A 17,514-nucleotide genomic window follows, 5' to 3' on the forward strand; every position below is an offset into this window, starting at 1 on the left:
TTCACACCTCAGATATTAAAATTTAAGTTCTAAACCGAAATATGTCTTTACCTCTTCAGAACTGGCTGCCAGCCCAAGCCTAGGAACCAGGTGCAACCAGTTGGCAGTTCCTGTTTCTAATAGTAGCTCAAATCCACCACTTAACAGATTATAATCATAACTCTGATAATCAATAAATGGTTTAATAAAAAGATCCCCAAAAAATATATTTGGATTCCAACTTCCCTGGTGAATTTCAATTAATTTATATGTTAAATCAGCGCCTATTTTATAGCCACTATTCCCTGATACCTCAAACTCTCTGGCAGAATAGCCTGGCTTTAATTCCTGACTTAATGATGTATCAATAGTCAACCTGCCCTTTGAAAAAAGTTTCTGATATCTTATGCGGCCAAAATATTCCTGGCCAGAGAAATTTGCCTGAAGATTTAATGATAGTCGGTGGCCAGGATACCTAAAACCAATTCCTGAACCAAATCTATGATAATTAAAATCAGTCTGATAAAAAAGATCAATTACTGAAAGGCCATTTAAATTAGAACGATACAGAGGATAATTAAATCTCAACTGATTATATCTCCCTGATTCCTGACCAAAATTATTATAGCTAATAGTTAATGGTGCCAGCAATCTACTGGTAATATTAAAATCAAAGCTTCCTGCCTGATTTAAACTCAACTGATAAGAATTAAGCCCGGTTCCATCTTCACTATATATAAATACTGGCAACAATCTAACCTCAGGATTTAATAGATAACCTATATTACTGGTGAACCCATTGTTTACTCTAAGCTCCTGGCCAACCTCAGCAAGATCATAATTAATTTCCGAGCCAACAGTTAAATTTTCAACAGGTCTTGCCTGGTCATAATTCACTTCATTAATATCCTGTCTATAAATCGCCATTCCATCCAGGTTAAAGCTTAAATGATAAAGTTGATCATTTGCAATTACTGGATTTCTTGCATAGATATCATCTGTTAGTTGATAAGATTTGCCTGACTTTAAATCATAACTATAAATGGCTTCATAATCAAAATAATTAGCTACATAATAAATAATATCTCCAGCAATACTTATCTGTTTCTCAGGCATTTTAGTTGCCACTATCGGATTCAATTCAAGATTCTCAGGATCCAATAAATTAATATTCCAGGCAGACTGATTACCTTTGCTCACCGTTATTAGCATATCCTGATAGGCTTTTAATTCTCCGATTAACTCTGAAATATAGCCAACCTTTTCAACTTTTCGATCCTTATATTGATATACATATGAGCCATAATTATCTTTCCTGGCAGTGGCAAAATATATGCTGTCATTTAATACAGCAAAATCTCTAATTTCATCTCTTATAAGCTTTTCTTTAACTCCAGTTTCTAAATTCAATCGATATAAATTAGTAACAATACCTCTGGTATTATTATAAATATTTGGATAGCCAGACTTGCTATCACCTAAAAGAAAATAAGCATAACCATTTTGAACCTCTATGCCACCATGAATACCTGCTACAGTTTCTAATAGAACTTTCTCCTGACCTTTAATCAAATCAAATTCTATCAGCCGATTAATCCTGTGATATTCAAATGGAGCTGAACTATAACTATTGGATTTAAAATAATATAAGCTCTCATCTTTAGATGTCATCCCGGACAGATAGCCATTTTCATTAGATAAAATTTCCTGACCTGAAAATTCAAAATCCCAATTATCTTCGATAAGAAATTCTTTAAAATCCTGATATAACTCTGAAAAAGCCTTGCCATAAACCTCTTTAGCAGCTCTATCCAGTCCAATCCCAGGGAAAAAATTACCAGTGATTGCCGCCCAGTAATAAGCACCATAGGTATTAAATAATTCAGAGAACTTAGCTTCACCATATTGATTGGCAAGATAATCAATAAAAACAGCACCATATAAATACTGCTGGCCTCCAGGAAAATAATTATGATTATAAATTATCTCCTCTAATTCTGGTAAACTTTCTTCAGCAGCTGCTCTGTTTGCAAACCAGCGATAATAGCCACCATTTAACCTTCCTTCTGCTGGTGACTGTTGAGACTCAATGTAGATGGCCAGACCCTCAATCAACCAGAGAGGACTATGAATATTAGGTGACATTATATCACCAAATATTCTAGTAGTCACTTTGCTGCCTCCAGAAAGATTCTGGAGATGAGCCATATGGGTAAGTTCATGAATCCCCAGTCTTCTCAACCAATTTTCATAAGTGGCTCTGCCAGCAATACTGGCAGGATTATTAGTAAATATACCCATCTTATTAAAGACAGGGTTGGCATAACCATTTGTAAAAAGTCCAATATCTTCAAGGGTTAAACTTATTTTATAGTCAAGTTCATTCCCTGTTAATCCTGCAATTTCAGAGCGATGCTTTTCCAAATAATAAAGAGTTTCAATAGCCTGAGACTGATAACCTTCTTGAAAAAATACTTCAAAATGGTCTGTTTCATAACTCTGCCAGTTCCATATATTGGCTGCACTGCTGTTCCCAGAAATACAGGCAATAAGAAATAATATAAATACTATTAGAATAAAATTTCTTCTTAATTGATTCAGCACCCCTCCTACCTCCTCCTTCATCTCTACTACCCTGATTCATAGATATAAGTAAAATTATTTTGGTTTTATTTAATTCAAATTATAGAGATTTAATTTCACTCAAAATCAGATACCTATTAACTATATTCTATCTGAACTGAATTGCCTCTAAAGCCTGATTCAGCATTCTCTACCAGTAATTTAAACTACATGCATTATTTTCATTTTATCACTCTATCTATTATATAATTCTCGTTTTCTCCTCTAATTCCTGCTAAAAAACCTAAAGTAGGTAATAATATAAAGAGGCAGGGTAATTAGCCCTGCCAATTTAGTAGTATTAATTTATTATATAATTAATATTTTATTTAGCCTGCTTATAATTTTTATTTTCATACTTTGCTGATTGATTCTTTAAGAAGTTATCCTCATAATCATCATAGATATCAACTACTAATGATACCATTCCTATTAGGGCAATTAAGTTCGGTATGACCATTATTCCGTTAAAAGTATCAGCCATTTCCCAGACTATTGGAACTTCAAGAGTTGCACCAACAATTACAAATAATAAAACGCCTATCCTGTAAGGAGTTAATCCTGATTTACCAAATAGATACTTTATATTTGATTCTCCAAAATAATACCAGCTTATAATAGTTGTAAAGGCAAAAAAGAATAATGCAATTGCAATAAAGTTTTCTCCAGCATTTCCAAAACTTTCAACAAAACCTGCCTGAGTTAAAGCTGCTCCTCTAGCGTCAGTTGCTTCAAAAACTCCTGTAGTAACAATAACCATTGCTGTCATTGTGCAGACAATAAATGTATCAAAAATAACTCCAAAAATACCAACTAAACCCTGTTGAGCTGGATGCTTAACCTTAGCAACTGCATGAGCCTGAGGAGTTGATCCCATTCCAGCTTCATTAGAAAATAAACCTCTGGCAATACCATATCTAAATGTCTGCTTAATACTAACACCAATAACATTAAGTCAAGGGGGTTATTAAATTTAAAAATTTTAAGTTTTTTTAGAATTGTATATATAATAAATATATATACAAAATAAAATCTAGCCATTTTTCAGGCTAGACGACTAATGCAATTAATTTCTATAATTATTCTATAATCTCAATCCGATCTTTGCCAGCTTCTTTGGCTTTATATAAAGCTTCATCTGACCTCTTATAAAGACTATCAAGGTCATCATCAGGTCTTATTGCAGTTATCCCAAAACTTAAAGTTACAGTCTCTGGAATAGATTCTAATTTTATACTCTTAAGTTTCTGTCTAAACCTTTCTGCATAATTACATGCATTAGTTGTATCAGTTTTGGTGAGTAAAATTGCAAATTCTTCACCGCCAACCCTGGCTGCCATATCTTCTTTTCTAGTTTCCTGATTTAGTAACTGGCCTAAACTTTCTAAAACATCATCTCCAGCAGAATGGCCATATGTATCATTAATTTTTTTAAAATCATCAATATCTGCAATGATTAAAGATAATCTGTGCTGATGCCGCTGGGATTGAGCTAACTGTTTTTCAAAATATTCCATGAAGGCTCGTCGATTATAGAGATCTGTTAGTGAATCTTTTCTAGAAAGTTCTTTAATCCGTTGATTGGCTTTTTCTAATTTCATATTTTTTTTGCTTAGTTCTCTGGTAATACTTGATAACTCATTATTTAATTTGGATATCTTATTCAAAACTTCTTCTCCCTCTGAACCTGTATCTTCACCGATCAGACAATAGTAATTTTCTAACTTGAATATATGACAGATATATTCTTTTTCCACTTTTTTAATTGTAATATTTTGATCTAATTCTAAATTAAATTTATTATAATTTTCTTTTGTTGGAAAACTTAATAGTTCCATGCTATTACCAGTAAAAATGTTTTCCAGTGTTTGATTATATAACTTTTCTTCAGGAATATTAACTGCTTTTTTAAACCCCTGATTAAATTCTAATATTTTCTGCTGATTATCATAAAAAATTATAATATTATTAGTTAACCTGTCAAGATAGGTGTCAAATGGATGAGGACAATTTTGATGAATTTTTTCTATCATTATTTATTCTCCTCCTGCCACCAATCTTCTACAATCTCAACTGCTTTCTCTGAATTCCTGGCCCATCCATCTGCCCCAGTCTTCTTCCAGAGTCCAGGATTTTCATTAAAGACTTTACCACCAACAAAAATTTTTAAATCTTCAAGCTCTGGAGTAGCTTTAATCTTATTAACTGCATTTATAAGATTTTCTAAATTAAAACTCATAGAAACTGATAATCCTAGAGCAAATGGCTTATGGTCGACCAATAACTTAATTAAATCAATTAAAGGAGTATCTGCCCCTAAATACTTAACATCCCAACCTTCTAATTCCAGAGAATCTGCAATTATTCTTGCTCCTAGCTCATGAAATTCATTGGCAATTGATGTAATTACAATCTTACCTTTTTCGGAAATATTATCTAAAAAATTCATGTAAATATTTGAGAGAACTCTTGAAGAAATTGAAGAAGCCATATGTTCTTCTGCTATTGATACTTTGCCATTTTCCCAGAGTTCGCCAACTTCATAAAGAGCATTTTTAATTACATATTCAAAAAAATCTCTAGCATCTTCTTTTGTTTCTATAATTTCTTTAGATAGTTTATCTGCTTCAAGATGATCTCCAGCTAAAAGATACTGTAAAAATTGGCTATATGTCTTCTGCCATTTCTCAGGAATCTCTTCATTATTTACTTTTACTTCTTTTGAAAGCTGAATGATATTTTCATGATTATCTAAAATCCATTTATAGACAGCTATTATCTCTTCTCTGAACTCAGGTTTTATGAATTCCTTAACTGCCTCAATCCAGACCTTAATTTCAACCCGGAAATATTTATAACTGAAACCCTGATTATAATAAGCCTTATATACCCAGGGTAACGTTGTTTTAAATAGCTGATAGTCATTAATTTGGAAAAGATTACTCATGAATTTTGCATTATTTTCATTGAGATCATGCATGGTACTTAAGGAATTATAACCGATTAATTTATTAATATCATCTCTACTATTCAAAGTATTATTAACTCTATTGATAATTAGATTTAACTTATCTTTATATTCATTAGCAACTTCGCTTGGAATATCAGGTAGACTTGAAATATCAAGCTGACTATTATTAACCATAATTATATCTCCTCTCATGATTAATCAGGCCTATTATCTTATTTCTCTAAATAATCAAAAATACCTGCAATTGTAGAGAATTATTATAAATGATATAATTAAAAACAATCTACATTATTGTTTTAAGTAATTTAATTAGGAGTGTAATTTTATGAATCGTGACCAGTTTATGGTTATAAATAGAAAAGATATGGAAGCAAGAGAATGGCAACAACTGGATTTTATAATAGTTACCGGTGATGCCTATATTGATCATCCTTCGTTTGGAACAGCAATCATAGCCCGAGTACTTGAGGATGCCGGTTTTAAAGTCGGTATAATTGCCCAGCCTGACTGGCGATCTATCGAGGATTTCAAAAAACTTGGTAAACCTGGACTTGGCTTTTTAGTCACTGCTGGCAATATGGACTCAATGGTCAGCCATTATACAGTTAATCAACGGAAGCGGAGGGATGATGCCTATTCACCTGGTGGCCAATCTGGCAGGCGACCTGATCGGGCTACCATCGTTTATTGCAATAGGTTAAAGGAAGCTTACAAAGATGTCCCGATTATAATTGGTGGAATTGAAGCCAGTCTCAGACGTTTCGCCCATTATGATTACTGGGATGATGAAGTTAGGAGGTCGATTTTATTTGACAGCCGGGCTGACCTCTTAGTTTATGGCATGGGTGAAAGACAGATTGTTGAAATTGCAGAGAATCTTGATAGTGGCCTTGATATAGAATATATCCGACATATTCCAGGTACCTGCTATATTATCGGAGATAAGGACAATCTTTATGGTGGAATTGAACTGAATTCCTATGAAGAAGTTGCAGCAGATAAGAGAAAGTATGCTAAAAGTTTTAAGATCCAGTCTGATGAACAAGATCCCATTCGGGGAAACATCTTAATTCAACGCCATAAAGATCGCTATTTGGTTCAAAATCCCCCTGCTAAACCTTTAGATAGGGAGATGATGGACTTAGTATACTCTCTACCTTATCAGCGAGATTATCATCCAGCATATGAATCTGCTGGCGGGGTACCGGCTATCAGGGAGGTTAAATTTAGTATAACCAGCTCCCGGGGCTGTTATGGTGGCTGTTCTTTCTGTGCCTTAAATTTTCATCAGGGCCAGATGGTCGTTGGCCGGAGCAAATCATCAATTGTTGCAGAGGCAAAAAAGATAATTGCTGATGATGATTTTAAGGGCTATATCCATGACGTCGGTGGGCCGACTGCTAACTTTAGAAATCCGGCCTGTGAAAAGCAACTTCATAAAGGTGTCTGTAAGGATAAAGAATGTCTCTTTCCTGAGCCATGTGGCAACCTTAAGGTCGACCATAGCGAATACCTTGATATTTTAAGAACTTTAAGAAATCTTGAAGGTGTTAAGAAAGTCTTTATCCGCTCCGGATTAAGATTTGATTATATAATGGCTGATAATGATGATACCTTTTTTGAAGAGCTCTGCAAACACCATGTGAGTGGACTGCTAAAAGTGGCACCAGAGCATATCTCACCAGAGGTCCTGGAATTAATGGGCAAACCTGATAGCCAGGTCTTTGATAAATTTAGGGAGAAGTTTTATAGAATTAACGATAAAATTGATAAAGAGCAATACCTGGTACCCTATCTTATTTCCAGCCATCCTGGCAGCACTCTGAAATCGGCAATTGAACTGGCTGAATATTTAAGGGATATTGGCCATCAGCCTGAGCAGGTCCAGGATTTTTATCCGACACCAGGAACTTCATCAACTACAATGTATCATACCGGATACGACCCTAAAACTATGGAACAGGTCTATGTCCCAAAATCCCGTAAGGAAAAGAAGATGCAGCGAGCACTGCTCCAGTATAGGTATTCCAGAAATTATAATCTGGTCTACGAAGCATTGCAAAAAGCCGGTCGAGAAGATTTAATTGGCAACCACGACAAGGCATTAATCAAGGATAAATATGCATAATTATTACTTTGTGAAATTTGCTAAAAGATACCACCTGGTAACCGTCGGGTAACCGGCAATCATATATAATAAACAAAATACAAAGCGAATAATATTCATTTTTTTAGCATATTATTCATTTGATTCTAAAGGAGTTGATACTTATTAATAAAGCAAAAACTTCTTATTATATTAATAATTCATTTCAATTATATATTCTTTTAGCTTTTTTATTTAAATATAATTATATTCTCTTGATATTTTTTAATGTCCCCTCTTATCTCGGCCTGATTATAAGGAATCTGACAATAATTTTATTCTATCTCCTGATAATAACTCCGTTTATCAGGCAAAGAAAATCAAGTAAACTTTACTGGACATATATCATATTTTCAATAATATTTTTTGTTGGCTACCTCTATTATTCTTATTTCGGTAATTACTTTAGTATTATAGATTATCTAATGAGTGAGAATACAGGCCGTTATGGTAATATGAGAATATTCTTTGAAAATATAAATCCTTTAATATTGCTTGGTTTCTTTTTAGATATTTCTTTTATTTCATTTCTATATTATAAGTTTAAAAATAATAGAAAGTCTTTCCAGAAAACCTTAAGTTTTAAATACAGCAAAAAGCGTCTGACAGTTTATCTAATCATGGTCTTACTGCTTCTGATTGGCCAGGTTTATTATACCAACAATATATTTGATGGTTATGGCCCCCAGGAACTTTATCATAGATCTAGCTCTAAATTTGTTAATGTCTATGGTTATTTTCCTCTATATCTGATGGAAATATACGAACAAGTCAACCCTTATCAGGCCAAATCTAAATACGATATGCCTGTTCCAGACTTTATTGATAATGAACTTGCAGGCCGTGGTTTAATTGATGGTGAAACAAATATAATAGTAATCCAGGTTGAATCCTTAGATGAGAAGATGATCAATCACGAACATAATAATCAGGAAATCACCCCTTACCTTAATAAATTAAAAAATAAAAGCCTCTACTTTCCTAATTTTATTGTCCAGCATATTAGAGCTAGCTTTAATGCTGACTTTTCTTTTTTAACATCTTTATACCCGGTTAATAAAAATTATACTTATCGAATAAATGATATGAGTCAATTTCAATCAATTACAAATATTTTAAATCAAACCGGCTACCAGACCCTGGCTTTTCACGGTTATGAAGGTGATTTCTTTAATAGAGATGTCGCTTTTAACGAACTCGGCTTCGATAAGTTCTATACTGAGGATGATTACTCATTTGATCATATTGTTATGGAAACAGATAGGGACCTGGGAGTTAATGATTATGATTTCTTTAAACAATCCCTTGATTTTTTAGAAGAAGCCAGTGAACCTTTTTTCGGATTCTTTATAACTGTCACCAGTCATAATCCTTTTGACTACTATCCCCAATCTGAAGAAGTCGAAGCTTTTAAAGATATTGATGACCAACTGGTAAGGAATTTATATAATTCTTTATCATTTGTCGATAGTTCTATTGAAATGTTTATTAATGAGCTTGAAGCCAGAAGCTTAAAGGAGAATAGCCTGATAATTATCTATTCAGATCACGAATCATTAATAAATAGGGAATCTTACAGCTCTGGCAGAAAATATGAACTAAGTAGAAATATTAAACAGCCTGAACATGTCCCCCTGTTTATCAAGCATCCAGATATCGAACCAGCGATTGATGAAAGAGCAGTTAGTATCCTTGATCTTTCACCAACTATTCTTGATTTATTAGGCAAAAAAGAAATGCCTGAGGAATTCTTAGGAAAGTCGATATTTGATGATAAGGAGTATCCAATACTTTATTTCCATGAAGTACCCCAGGTCTTATATCAGGACCATCTTTATTTAATTAATAATAAAAGGTTCCAACCTGTAGGAAAACTAAAAGATACTGACAGACCAGAACCTGAAATATCTGAATCAGAAAAATCTAAATTAAGAGAGAAAATAAACTATCTGAGAAACCTCTATCTGACAAGAAGACGATGATTAAACTGGATAAATTATTTATTTTCTTTTTTATCTTTAACTATCTTGAGCTGATGGGCTTTCATAATATCCGAGCGGGTTAAAATACCTATCAGCTCACCATCTTCTATTACCATTAATCTCCCGATCTCTGACCTGGACATTTTCTTAAAGGCTTCAAAGAGATCTTCCTCAGGATGAACTGAAATAATATTGCAGGCCATAACTTCTTCAACTGATTTTAATTCCTGGCTCTGCTCTGAAATATCCTTAATATCTTCAAGAGTCACGCAACCTGATAAGTTGCCCTCGCTATCAACAACTGGATATCCTGAATGTTTTTCTTTAAGCATCTTATCTAATAACTCCGAGATAGTAATATCTTCTCTAACTGTTATCACCTTTTCGGTCATCAGATCCTTAACTTTAAATGGACCGAAGACATCCCGCATCAGACTGGTCTCTTTCTCCTGGCTTGCACCTATATAGATAAAGAATGCTATTAGCATAAGAATTATCTGGCCATATAGAAAACCGTAAAAGCCCATAAGAAGGGCAAATGCTTTGCCAATTGCCGTTGCGATTTTAGTTGCCTTATAATGGCTTGTTTTCAGGGCTATTAATGATCTGAGTATTCTACCACCGTCTGAAGGAAAGGCTGGCAACAGGTTAAATATAGCTAGAAAAATATTTATATAGCCGAGATAATAAACCATCAATCTAATATCTGCATTAAATCCTGTAATCATAGGCCGAATAATAAAAAGAAGCAGACCGCCAAAGATCAGACTAAATAATGGCCCAGCTGCAGCCATTAATGCCTCGTCTTTTGGATTTTGAAGATCATCATCCATCTGGGCTACTCCACCGAGTAACATCAATGTTATACTATTTATTTTGATCCCTTTCTTCTGGGCAACCAGCGAATGGGAAATCTCATGAAATGTCACACTGATAAAAAGCATTACCGCCAGAATAAAACCGATAATAAGTGGATTTAAAGCAACATTTCCTGGATCAATTGCAGCCATCCTGGCTATCTGGCCAATATTAGTCGCAATAACCCAGCTAAAAAAGGGGAGAATAATTAAAAAACTTACATGAATCCTTATTGGTATGCCAGCAACTTTCATTATTGTTAATGAGCTTTTTAACATATATCTCACCCTCTCTATTATAAACCTGCTTAAGCTTTTAACTTAAATAAAGCTATAGCTCCAATAAATATTGCCAGTATAATTAATATAACCTGGCTATAACTTAATGAATCTACCTCATTAATTCTTCCTGAACTTGCCTGATAATAATCTGATATTTCAGGGAGTTGATCCCCTGATTCAAAGCTCTCAGCATACTCAATTATAGCCTCCCAGGTTTTTAAATTACCGGTTTCACCTTGAATCAAATACTCCTCCATCTCATCAATTACCATTGGCTCCCCGTCACTATCTCTAGGTTTTAAATCCAGCCAGGGTATAGTCTCTTCAGCCAGGCTAATTAATGAGAGCATATGAGAATCTGTAACCAGATAATATAATTCATCCTCATCAAAAGTTTCATATTGATTTGAGTCCTCTAATTGATAACCATCACCAGTATAATTCTCTGCTGATAAAACTGCATTGGTCGTTGGCACTGGAAAATCTAGCACAGGTATATTAAAGAGCACTGTATTCTCAGGGTTATAACTATATCTGATACCAGAAAACTGCATGAAATGACGATCCTCTTGCACTACTGGTACCAGTGCGGCCACCTCTAATAAAGTTATTACTTCTTCACCAGTTAAATAAGCCCCAACTAATGGAAATCCATAATTGTTTTCTGGGCCAGTCCCCATAGTAGCAGGCTTAATTAAATCATACAATGCAATTTCACCAGTATTAGTTGCTGGAATTAATTCTCCTCTAATCTGGCCATTCCCTAGAAAAGCTATATCTACATCCTCCTCAAGGTATTGGTCAGAAATAAGCCTGATTGCGTCTGTCACAAAGTTCCCCATTGGATGCTCGGATTTATAAGGTTCTTTCTCAATTGGATAGTCGGTTCTGGCTATCGGTTCTCTAATATCATCAAACCTGCCGCCGGTCTCTTCTGAAATAAGCTGATTCAACGCTCCAATATAATAATCTATCTCTCCCTGAATATTTGGGTCTTCTTCAATATTACTATCTAATTCCACAAGCTCATAGTTCTCCATTATTAGTTGATTTTCTGCAAATTGATAATTAAAATCTATAACACCTAAATACTCAAGATACTCGCCTGCTTGAAATACTTTTGTATCATTTATAATAATCAGCTCAGTTAATAGATCATGAGAATGACCACCAATTATTAGATCAATCTCACTAAATTCTTCAGCCAATTCCTTATCTTCAGTCAGGCCAGAATGGGTCAGGGCAATTATAATGTCAGCATCCTGGTCCTTTAAATTCTCAATTCTATTTTCAGCTTCAACTATTGGATCTTCAAATTCAAGTTGACCTGTATCAGGAGCTATAGAAGATGCATCTCTTCCGATTAATCCGAATAAACCTATTTTTAAATCTTCTATCTCTATTATCTCTTCCTGTCTGTAATAATTATTAAATTGGTAATTCTCCGGACCATGTATATTACTGCCTAAAATTGTTGTCTCCTCTAAAGTTTGAGGATAACCGGCATAATCAAAAAACTCAATTAAAATATCAACTCCATAATCAAATTCATGATTACCTAAAACTATTCCATCATAGCCAATCTGATTCATAATACTAATTTCAGCCCCATATCCTTCAGATGCCAGCCAGCTAAAAGGGGTCCCTCCTATTATATCTCCACCACTGAAGAGTAAAGTGTTATCCCTTTCAGCTCTGACATCCTGAACAGCTCCAGCCAGCCTGGCCAGGCCACCATAACTATTATCCTCATCCCCCTGAATTGCATCTAGATATGGAGAATGAGGAACTATCTCAGAATGTTCATCATTGGTATGGAGGATTGTAAAATCTATTTCCTCAGCATCTATTCCTGGATTCATAATAATCATAAGACTTATAAGTGATATTAAAATCAATTTTATTTTCATTTTATCACCTACCATATAATTATTATATAATAGTCTGGAGCAAATTTATATTAAATAACTACATTAAATATTAGCACTATTCGAGCGACCAGACAACTGTTACATTATCATAAGCTTTAACCTCATCGGGCGTAAAATCTAGACTCTCAGATAGCATCATAGAATCTTCATAAGATACATTATAATCATGTCGAAATCTAACTTCGCTCCAATCGTAATCTACTCTCAAAACCTTACCTAGCTGGACACCGGCAGCTTCAACCAGAATTTCTGCCTTTATTCTAGCATCTTCAACAGCATTTTTAAGAAGCTGATTTTTTACAGCAGCTTTATCTTTAATTGTATAATCAATGGAGAACTCTGGATTGGCCTCTGATTCTGTAATTGCATTAAGAATTTCCCCTAATCTAGCAGTATCTAAATCAAAGGCAATAAAAAGGTCATGACTGGCTTTATAACCTTCAAAAACCCGTCGATAGTTATCATTTTTATCTTTATAACTGCTATATACAGTATTGACATTAAATCTCTTAGTTTTAATATCCTCTTTCTCAAAATCAACAAAATATAGGGATTCTCTAAGTTGAGACAACTGTTTACTGGCAGCATTTAATGTATCATCATATTTATATTCAGCAGCAACTAAATCCAGGTCAATTATTATCCAGTCTGGTGGTATCAAAACATTACCTGAACCTCTTACAGTTATAACCCTTGAATTACTAATCAATTAAATCAACCCCTTTATATTTTATTGTATCTGCTTATAATTAACCATTAAAGAAAATTTTCCTGCAAAAAAAGAAAAACCCTCTATAAAAAATATAGAGGGCGAAATAAATCAATTTATGAAGTTTTAATAATTAACTTCTTTTAACTCAAAGTATTTTTGACCATGCAGGCAGGCAGGACATTTTTTAGGCGCCTGTTCTCCTTCATGGACATAGCCACAGTTATCGCATTTCCAGCGTGCTTTTTCGTCTCTGGCAAAGACTTTCTTCTCTCTTAAGTTTTCCAGTAACTTGAGAAATCTCTTCTCATGTTCTAATTCCACCTCTCCAATCTTATCAAAGGCTGCAGCTATTTTTGGAAAACCTTCTTCCCTGGCAACTTCAGCAAATTCTGGATAGAGTTCAGTATGTTCTTCATTCTCTCCTGATGCGGCATCTTCAAGGTTTTCTTCAGTATCTCCAATCCCGCCAGCAGGATAACTTGCTGTAATTTCAGCCATACCTCCATCTAAAAGATCAAAAAATCTTTTGGCATGTTCTTTCTCGTTTCTGGCTGTCTCCATAAAAATTGCTTCAATCTGTTTATAACCTTCTTTTTTAGCCTGAGAGGCATAATATGTATACCTATTTCTGGCCTGCGACTCCCCGGCAAATGCTTTTAATAAATTCTCTTCTGTTTTTGTTCCCTTTAATTCTGACATCTTTATCCCTCCATTATTTTATTATCAAACTCCATCATATTATATAATAGAAACTTTCTTAAATAAAGCTTTTTAACTATTTTAGACTGATTTTTAAGGATTTAATTTTATAGTTTTAATTTCAAATGGTTTAAATTCAATCTTTAAATGGTCTGTATTTCCTGCTAGATTTGCCTGCTCCCTTTCAATCATATTAACCTCAGTTATTTCAGTATATTTTTCTTTCAAATCTATACTAACAAACTGCCTCCGACCGCTAGTTTCATTTAATCTTATGATAATACCATTACTATTTTCAGCCTCTTTTATGGCAAGAAGCTCTATTCCCTTCAAATTCCTGTCTAAATCCAATAAATTATTACTGTAACTGGATTTCCCATTACTTACGATATAATGGTTATTTAAATCAGCTGCCTCTCTATTAACCAGGCCATGACTGACTCCTTCCTGATAGGGTAATACCGAATATGTAAATTTATGATAACCCTGATCAGCCTGTCGATCCGGTCCAGTAGCTGATTTTAATAATGTTAGCATTAATCTATTATCAATAGCCTGATATCCATATTTTGAATCATTTATGAGAGCAGCTCCAAAGTCAGGTTCCTCCAGTGCAGCCCAGCGCTGAGCAGGTACTTCAAACCTGGCTCTATCCCAGGAAGTATTATCATGGACAGGTCTTTTTAAATATCCTCCCTGGATCTCATAAACCGCCTGATCTGTATGGATATCAAAGGGGAATTCTACCTTTAAAAGTTTATGCCTCTCCTGCCAGTCAATTTCAGTCTCAAAATCAATTCTTCTGCTATCAGCCTGAATAATTATATCCTGGCTAAGCTTTGATTTCTCACCAAAGCTCCCTTTAAATCTAATTCTGACTTCTAAAGGACCGGCTGCAATCAGTTCTATATCATACTCTGGTTTTAAGCTTTCTGCTTTATCAAAATAATAATCTTCAATATCCCAGGCATCCCAATTTCTTGGCAGGTCCTCTGCCAGAATAAGCTGATTTAAACTCTCAGTCTCTTTAGTTAATTCCCGATTCCTGTCCTTATCAATAAATGATACTAGCCTGCCATACCTGTCAATACTTAAACTTACCCTGTTATTTTCAACCTTATAAAGTATATCACCATTAGAAATCTCGTCGACCCTGACAGGACCAACAATATTTTCATTGACATATTGCTGATTTTCAGTGGCGTCCTGAATTTTATAATTATTAACTCCCATTGCCGGCAGCGGCTCAACTGGCATAAAGATAAGCTGATTTTCAACAACCTGAACAGGCAAACTTCTTCCAGCATCATCAATTATCATCCTATTTTCAATATCAGCCAGATCCAATCTAATAATACTATCCCTCTGATTAACCAGCAGATTCCAGACATTAATATACTCATCTCTAACTTCATCTTCTAATAAAGATTCAATTGAATTTTCTATAATTCTATCCAGTTTTTCATCGATCTCCTGATACATTCTGACAGTATCCTGATAGACTTCCGCAATTGAAGTCCCAGGCAGAATATCATGGAACTGATTTACAAGTAAATCTTTCCAGCAGCTTTCCAGTTCTTCAGCAGGATAATCAAAACCATTACCTCTGGCCATAACTCCTAATATTTCAGTATTCCTTAACTTTATCTCTAATTTCCGGTTATACCATTTAGTCAATGCCTGGCTGGTATAGGTTCCCCTGTGATACTCAAGATAGAGCTCTCCCTGCCAGTCAGGATACTCCTCCCTATTTTCATTCAATTCATCCATGAATTCTCTTATAAAGCCAAACTCTAATTTCGGCTGACCCTCAAGGTCCTGCTGGCGCCTGGCATATTCAAGATGTTCCATTGTTATACCGCCACCACCATCACCATAACCAATTGAATGGATAACCCTTTCACTATCTTCTGGCTGATTAAATTCCTGCCAGATCTGCTGGACACTGTAGGGATCGACTTCACCATTATAGGTCGTCTTGATAAAATGAGTTAAAACCTCTGAACCATCAATCCCCTGCCATTTGAAAAGGTCATAGGGAAATCGGTTGGTATCATTCCAGCCTATTTTTGAAGTTATAAAGTAATCAACATCACAGCCCTTCATTATCTGGGGAAGATTCCCGCTATAACCGAATACATCCGGTAACCAGAGGACTTTAGATTCAGCCCCAAACTTATCATTAAAATATTTCTTCCCATATAAAAACTGCCTGATTAATGACTCAACTGCCGGTACATTGGTATCAGATTCAACCCACATTCCACCTTCAGGCTCCCAGTTACCAGCTTCTATCTCCTCTTTAACTCTCGAATAAATTTCTGGATAGTCCTCTTCTAAATACTTATATAACTGGGGCTGGCTCTGCAAAAACTTAAACTCTGGATATTTCTTAAACATTCTAAGCTGGGTTGCAAAGGTTCTACCAGATTTTTTTCTGGTCTCTTTCAATGGCCAGAGCCAGGCAACATCTATATGGGCATGGCCTATCAGATTTAAAGATGGAGTCGTCGGAGAATTCCTTTTCTCTAATTCAGCTTGAATAAACTCTGCAGCATTATTAAATTGCTTATTCTGTTTAACTTTATCTTCTGTCTCCCAGTCAATCAAATCTACCGCTTTAGATAGTTTCTTAATTAATTGATTAAATCTCAAACTATTTTTATCCTGTTCTTTAGCAGTCCCCAGTAATGTTGCCAGGTCATAATAGAGCTTCCAGGCAGCCTTATTTCTCTCAACTAATTTTATGTAACTAAAACTGGAGGGTATTCTATAAAGTGACTCATCATTAGCAATCATATTGGGGTCGATATCAGTCGGACTTGGACTAAAATAGTCAGGGACTTCATGACCACAATATGACTGAATAAGAACCTGGTGTTTTCCAGAAACTAATTCCCTGTCCTGAAGTGGAATTTCATTATGCTCTCTATCGATAGCACCGGCGGCCAGACCATCAATATAAACAATAGACTCCCCACCTAAATCTGCTGCTAAAAACAAGTCCCTGTCACTAATATTATCAGCAAGCTCATATTCAGCCCTAAACCAGGCTGAACTCCATTCACTACCCCAATTTTCTCCCTGCTCAATTTCCTCAAATTCAAGCTGATGAATTTCAGACCTATCTATATAATCAGCCGATTCAGCTATCTCAGTATTTAAAATTTCAATAGTATTATAAAAATAAGCCTGCAACCAGTTTAAACGCTGCTCAATTTTATCAATCAACTTTTGAGAAATCATAATTATCACCTTTCTTAAAATATTACTATATTATAATTATATCTTATCAAATAAAAAAAGACCACCGTAATAATAACGGCGGCAAAA

Annotated in this window: 10 protein-coding genes and 1 pseudogene; 2 read left to right on the forward strand and 9 right to left on the reverse strand. The window is 34.7% G+C overall.

Annotation, left to right across the window (positions count from 1 at the left end):
- Nucleotides 1-15 precede the first annotated feature (15 nt).
- The 4 genes and pseudogenes from I0Q91_RS04505 to I0Q91_RS04520 form a co-directional block, all read right to left on the reverse strand.
- The gene (locus I0Q91_RS04505) at nt 16-2,583 is read right to left on the reverse strand and encodes a gluzincin family metallopeptidase (protein ID WP_270453143.1); all 2,568 of its coding nucleotides are present in this window, start codon (nt 2,581-2,583) and stop codon (nt 16-18) included.
- A gap of 343 nt (nt 2,584-2,926) precedes the next feature.
- Nucleotides 2,927-3,550: pseudogene (locus I0Q91_RS04510) on the reverse strand (alanine:cation symporter family protein); the annotation flags it as partial.
- A 130-nt stretch (nt 3,551-3,680) separates the two neighbouring features.
- Nucleotides 3,681-4,634, reverse strand: coding sequence for a diguanylate cyclase (locus tag I0Q91_RS04515; protein ID WP_270453145.1), 954 nt, complete (start codon nt 4,632-4,634; stop codon nt 3,681-3,683).
- Nucleotides 4,634-5,746 carry a cobalamin B12-binding domain-containing protein gene (locus I0Q91_RS04520; protein WP_270453146.1) on the reverse strand — a complete coding sequence of 371 codons (1,113 nt, stop codon included), beginning with the start codon at nt 5,744-5,746 and terminating at the stop codon, nt 4,634-4,636. The genes I0Q91_RS04515 and I0Q91_RS04520 overlap by 1 nt, the downstream gene beginning before the upstream one ends.
- Before the next feature lie 151 nt (nt 5,747-5,897).
- Here I0Q91_RS04520 and I0Q91_RS04525 point away from each other — a divergent pair, with 151 nt between their 5' ends.
- Nucleotides 5,898-7,700, forward strand: coding sequence for a YgiQ family radical SAM protein (locus I0Q91_RS04525; protein ID WP_270453147.1), 1,803 nt, complete (start codon nt 5,898-5,900; stop codon nt 7,698-7,700).
- Between the two features lie 443 nt (nt 7,701-8,143).
- Nucleotides 8,144-9,700 carry an LTA synthase family protein gene (locus I0Q91_RS04530; RefSeq protein ID WP_270453148.1) on the forward strand — a complete coding sequence of 519 codons (1,557 nt, stop codon included), beginning with the start codon at nt 8,144-8,146 and terminating at the stop codon, nt 9,698-9,700.
- A gap of 14 nt (nt 9,701-9,714) precedes the next feature.
- Here the strand turns inward: I0Q91_RS04530 and I0Q91_RS04535 are convergent, their stop codons facing one another.
- The 5 genes from I0Q91_RS04535 to I0Q91_RS04555 form a co-directional block, all read right to left on the reverse strand.
- Nucleotides 9,715-10,836 carry a M50 family metallopeptidase gene (locus tag I0Q91_RS04535; protein ID WP_270453149.1) on the reverse strand — a complete coding sequence of 374 codons (1,122 nt, stop codon included), beginning with the start codon at nt 10,834-10,836 and terminating at the stop codon, nt 9,715-9,717.
- A 29-nt stretch (nt 10,837-10,865) separates the two neighbouring features.
- Complete coding sequence (locus I0Q91_RS04540; RefSeq protein ID WP_270453150.1) at nt 10,866-12,749, reverse strand: bifunctional metallophosphatase/5'-nucleotidase; 1,884 nt, start codon at nt 12,747-12,749, stop codon at nt 10,866-10,868.
- Between the two features lie 76 nt (nt 12,750-12,825).
- Nucleotides 12,826-13,479 carry an SIMPL domain-containing protein gene (locus tag I0Q91_RS04545; protein ID WP_270453151.1) on the reverse strand — a complete coding sequence of 218 codons (654 nt, stop codon included), beginning with the start codon at nt 13,477-13,479 and terminating at the stop codon, nt 12,826-12,828.
- A gap of 126 nt (nt 13,480-13,605) precedes the next feature.
- Nucleotides 13,606-14,181 (reverse strand): rubrerythrin, encoded by a 576-nt coding sequence (gene rbr / locus I0Q91_RS04550; RefSeq protein WP_270453153.1) that lies wholly within the window; start codon nt 14,179-14,181, stop codon nt 13,606-13,608.
- 93 nt (nt 14,182-14,274) lie between these two features.
- Nucleotides 14,275-17,427, reverse strand: a complete 3,153-nt coding sequence (locus I0Q91_RS04555) for an alpha-mannosidase (RefSeq protein WP_270453154.1) — start codon at nt 17,425-17,427, stop codon at nt 14,275-14,277.
- Nucleotides 17,428-17,514: the final 87 nt, after the last annotated feature.

The sequence above is a fragment of the Halonatronomonas betaini genome (genome assembly GCF_015666175.1).
Taxonomy (GTDB): domain Bacteria; phylum Bacillota; class Halanaerobiia; order Halanaerobiales; family Halarsenatibacteraceae; genus Halonatronomonas; species Halonatronomonas betaini.

Bases quoted from the DNA above. Each gene is read 5' to 3' on its own strand.
- I0Q91_RS04515 (WP_270453145.1), bottom strand. From the start codon at position 4,634: ATGATAGAAAAAATTCATCAAAATTGTCCTCATCCATTTGACACCTAT.
- I0Q91_RS04520 (WP_270453146.1), bottom strand. From the start codon at position 5,746: ATGGTTAATAATAGTCAGCTTGATATTTCAAGTCTACCTGATATTCCA.
- I0Q91_RS04525 (WP_270453147.1), top strand. From the start codon at position 5,898: ATGAATCGTGACCAGTTTATGGTTATAAATAGAAAAGATATGGAAGCA.
- rbr (WP_270453153.1), bottom strand. From the start codon at position 14,181: ATGTCAGAATTAAAGGGAACAAAAACAGAAGAGAATTTATTAAAAGCA.
- I0Q91_RS04530 (WP_270453148.1), top strand. From the start codon at position 8,144: ATGAGTGAGAATACAGGCCGTTATGGTAATATGAGAATATTCTTTGAA.
- I0Q91_RS04535 (WP_270453149.1), bottom strand. From the start codon at position 10,836: ATGTTAAAAAGCTCATTAACAATAATGAAAGTTGCTGGCATACCAATA.
- I0Q91_RS04555 (WP_270453154.1), bottom strand. From the start codon at position 17,427: ATGATTTCTCAAAAGTTGATTGATAAAATTGAGCAGCGTTTAAACTGG.
- I0Q91_RS04540 (WP_270453150.1), bottom strand. From the start codon at position 12,749: ATGAAAATAAAATTGATTTTAATATCACTTATAAGTCTTATGATTATT.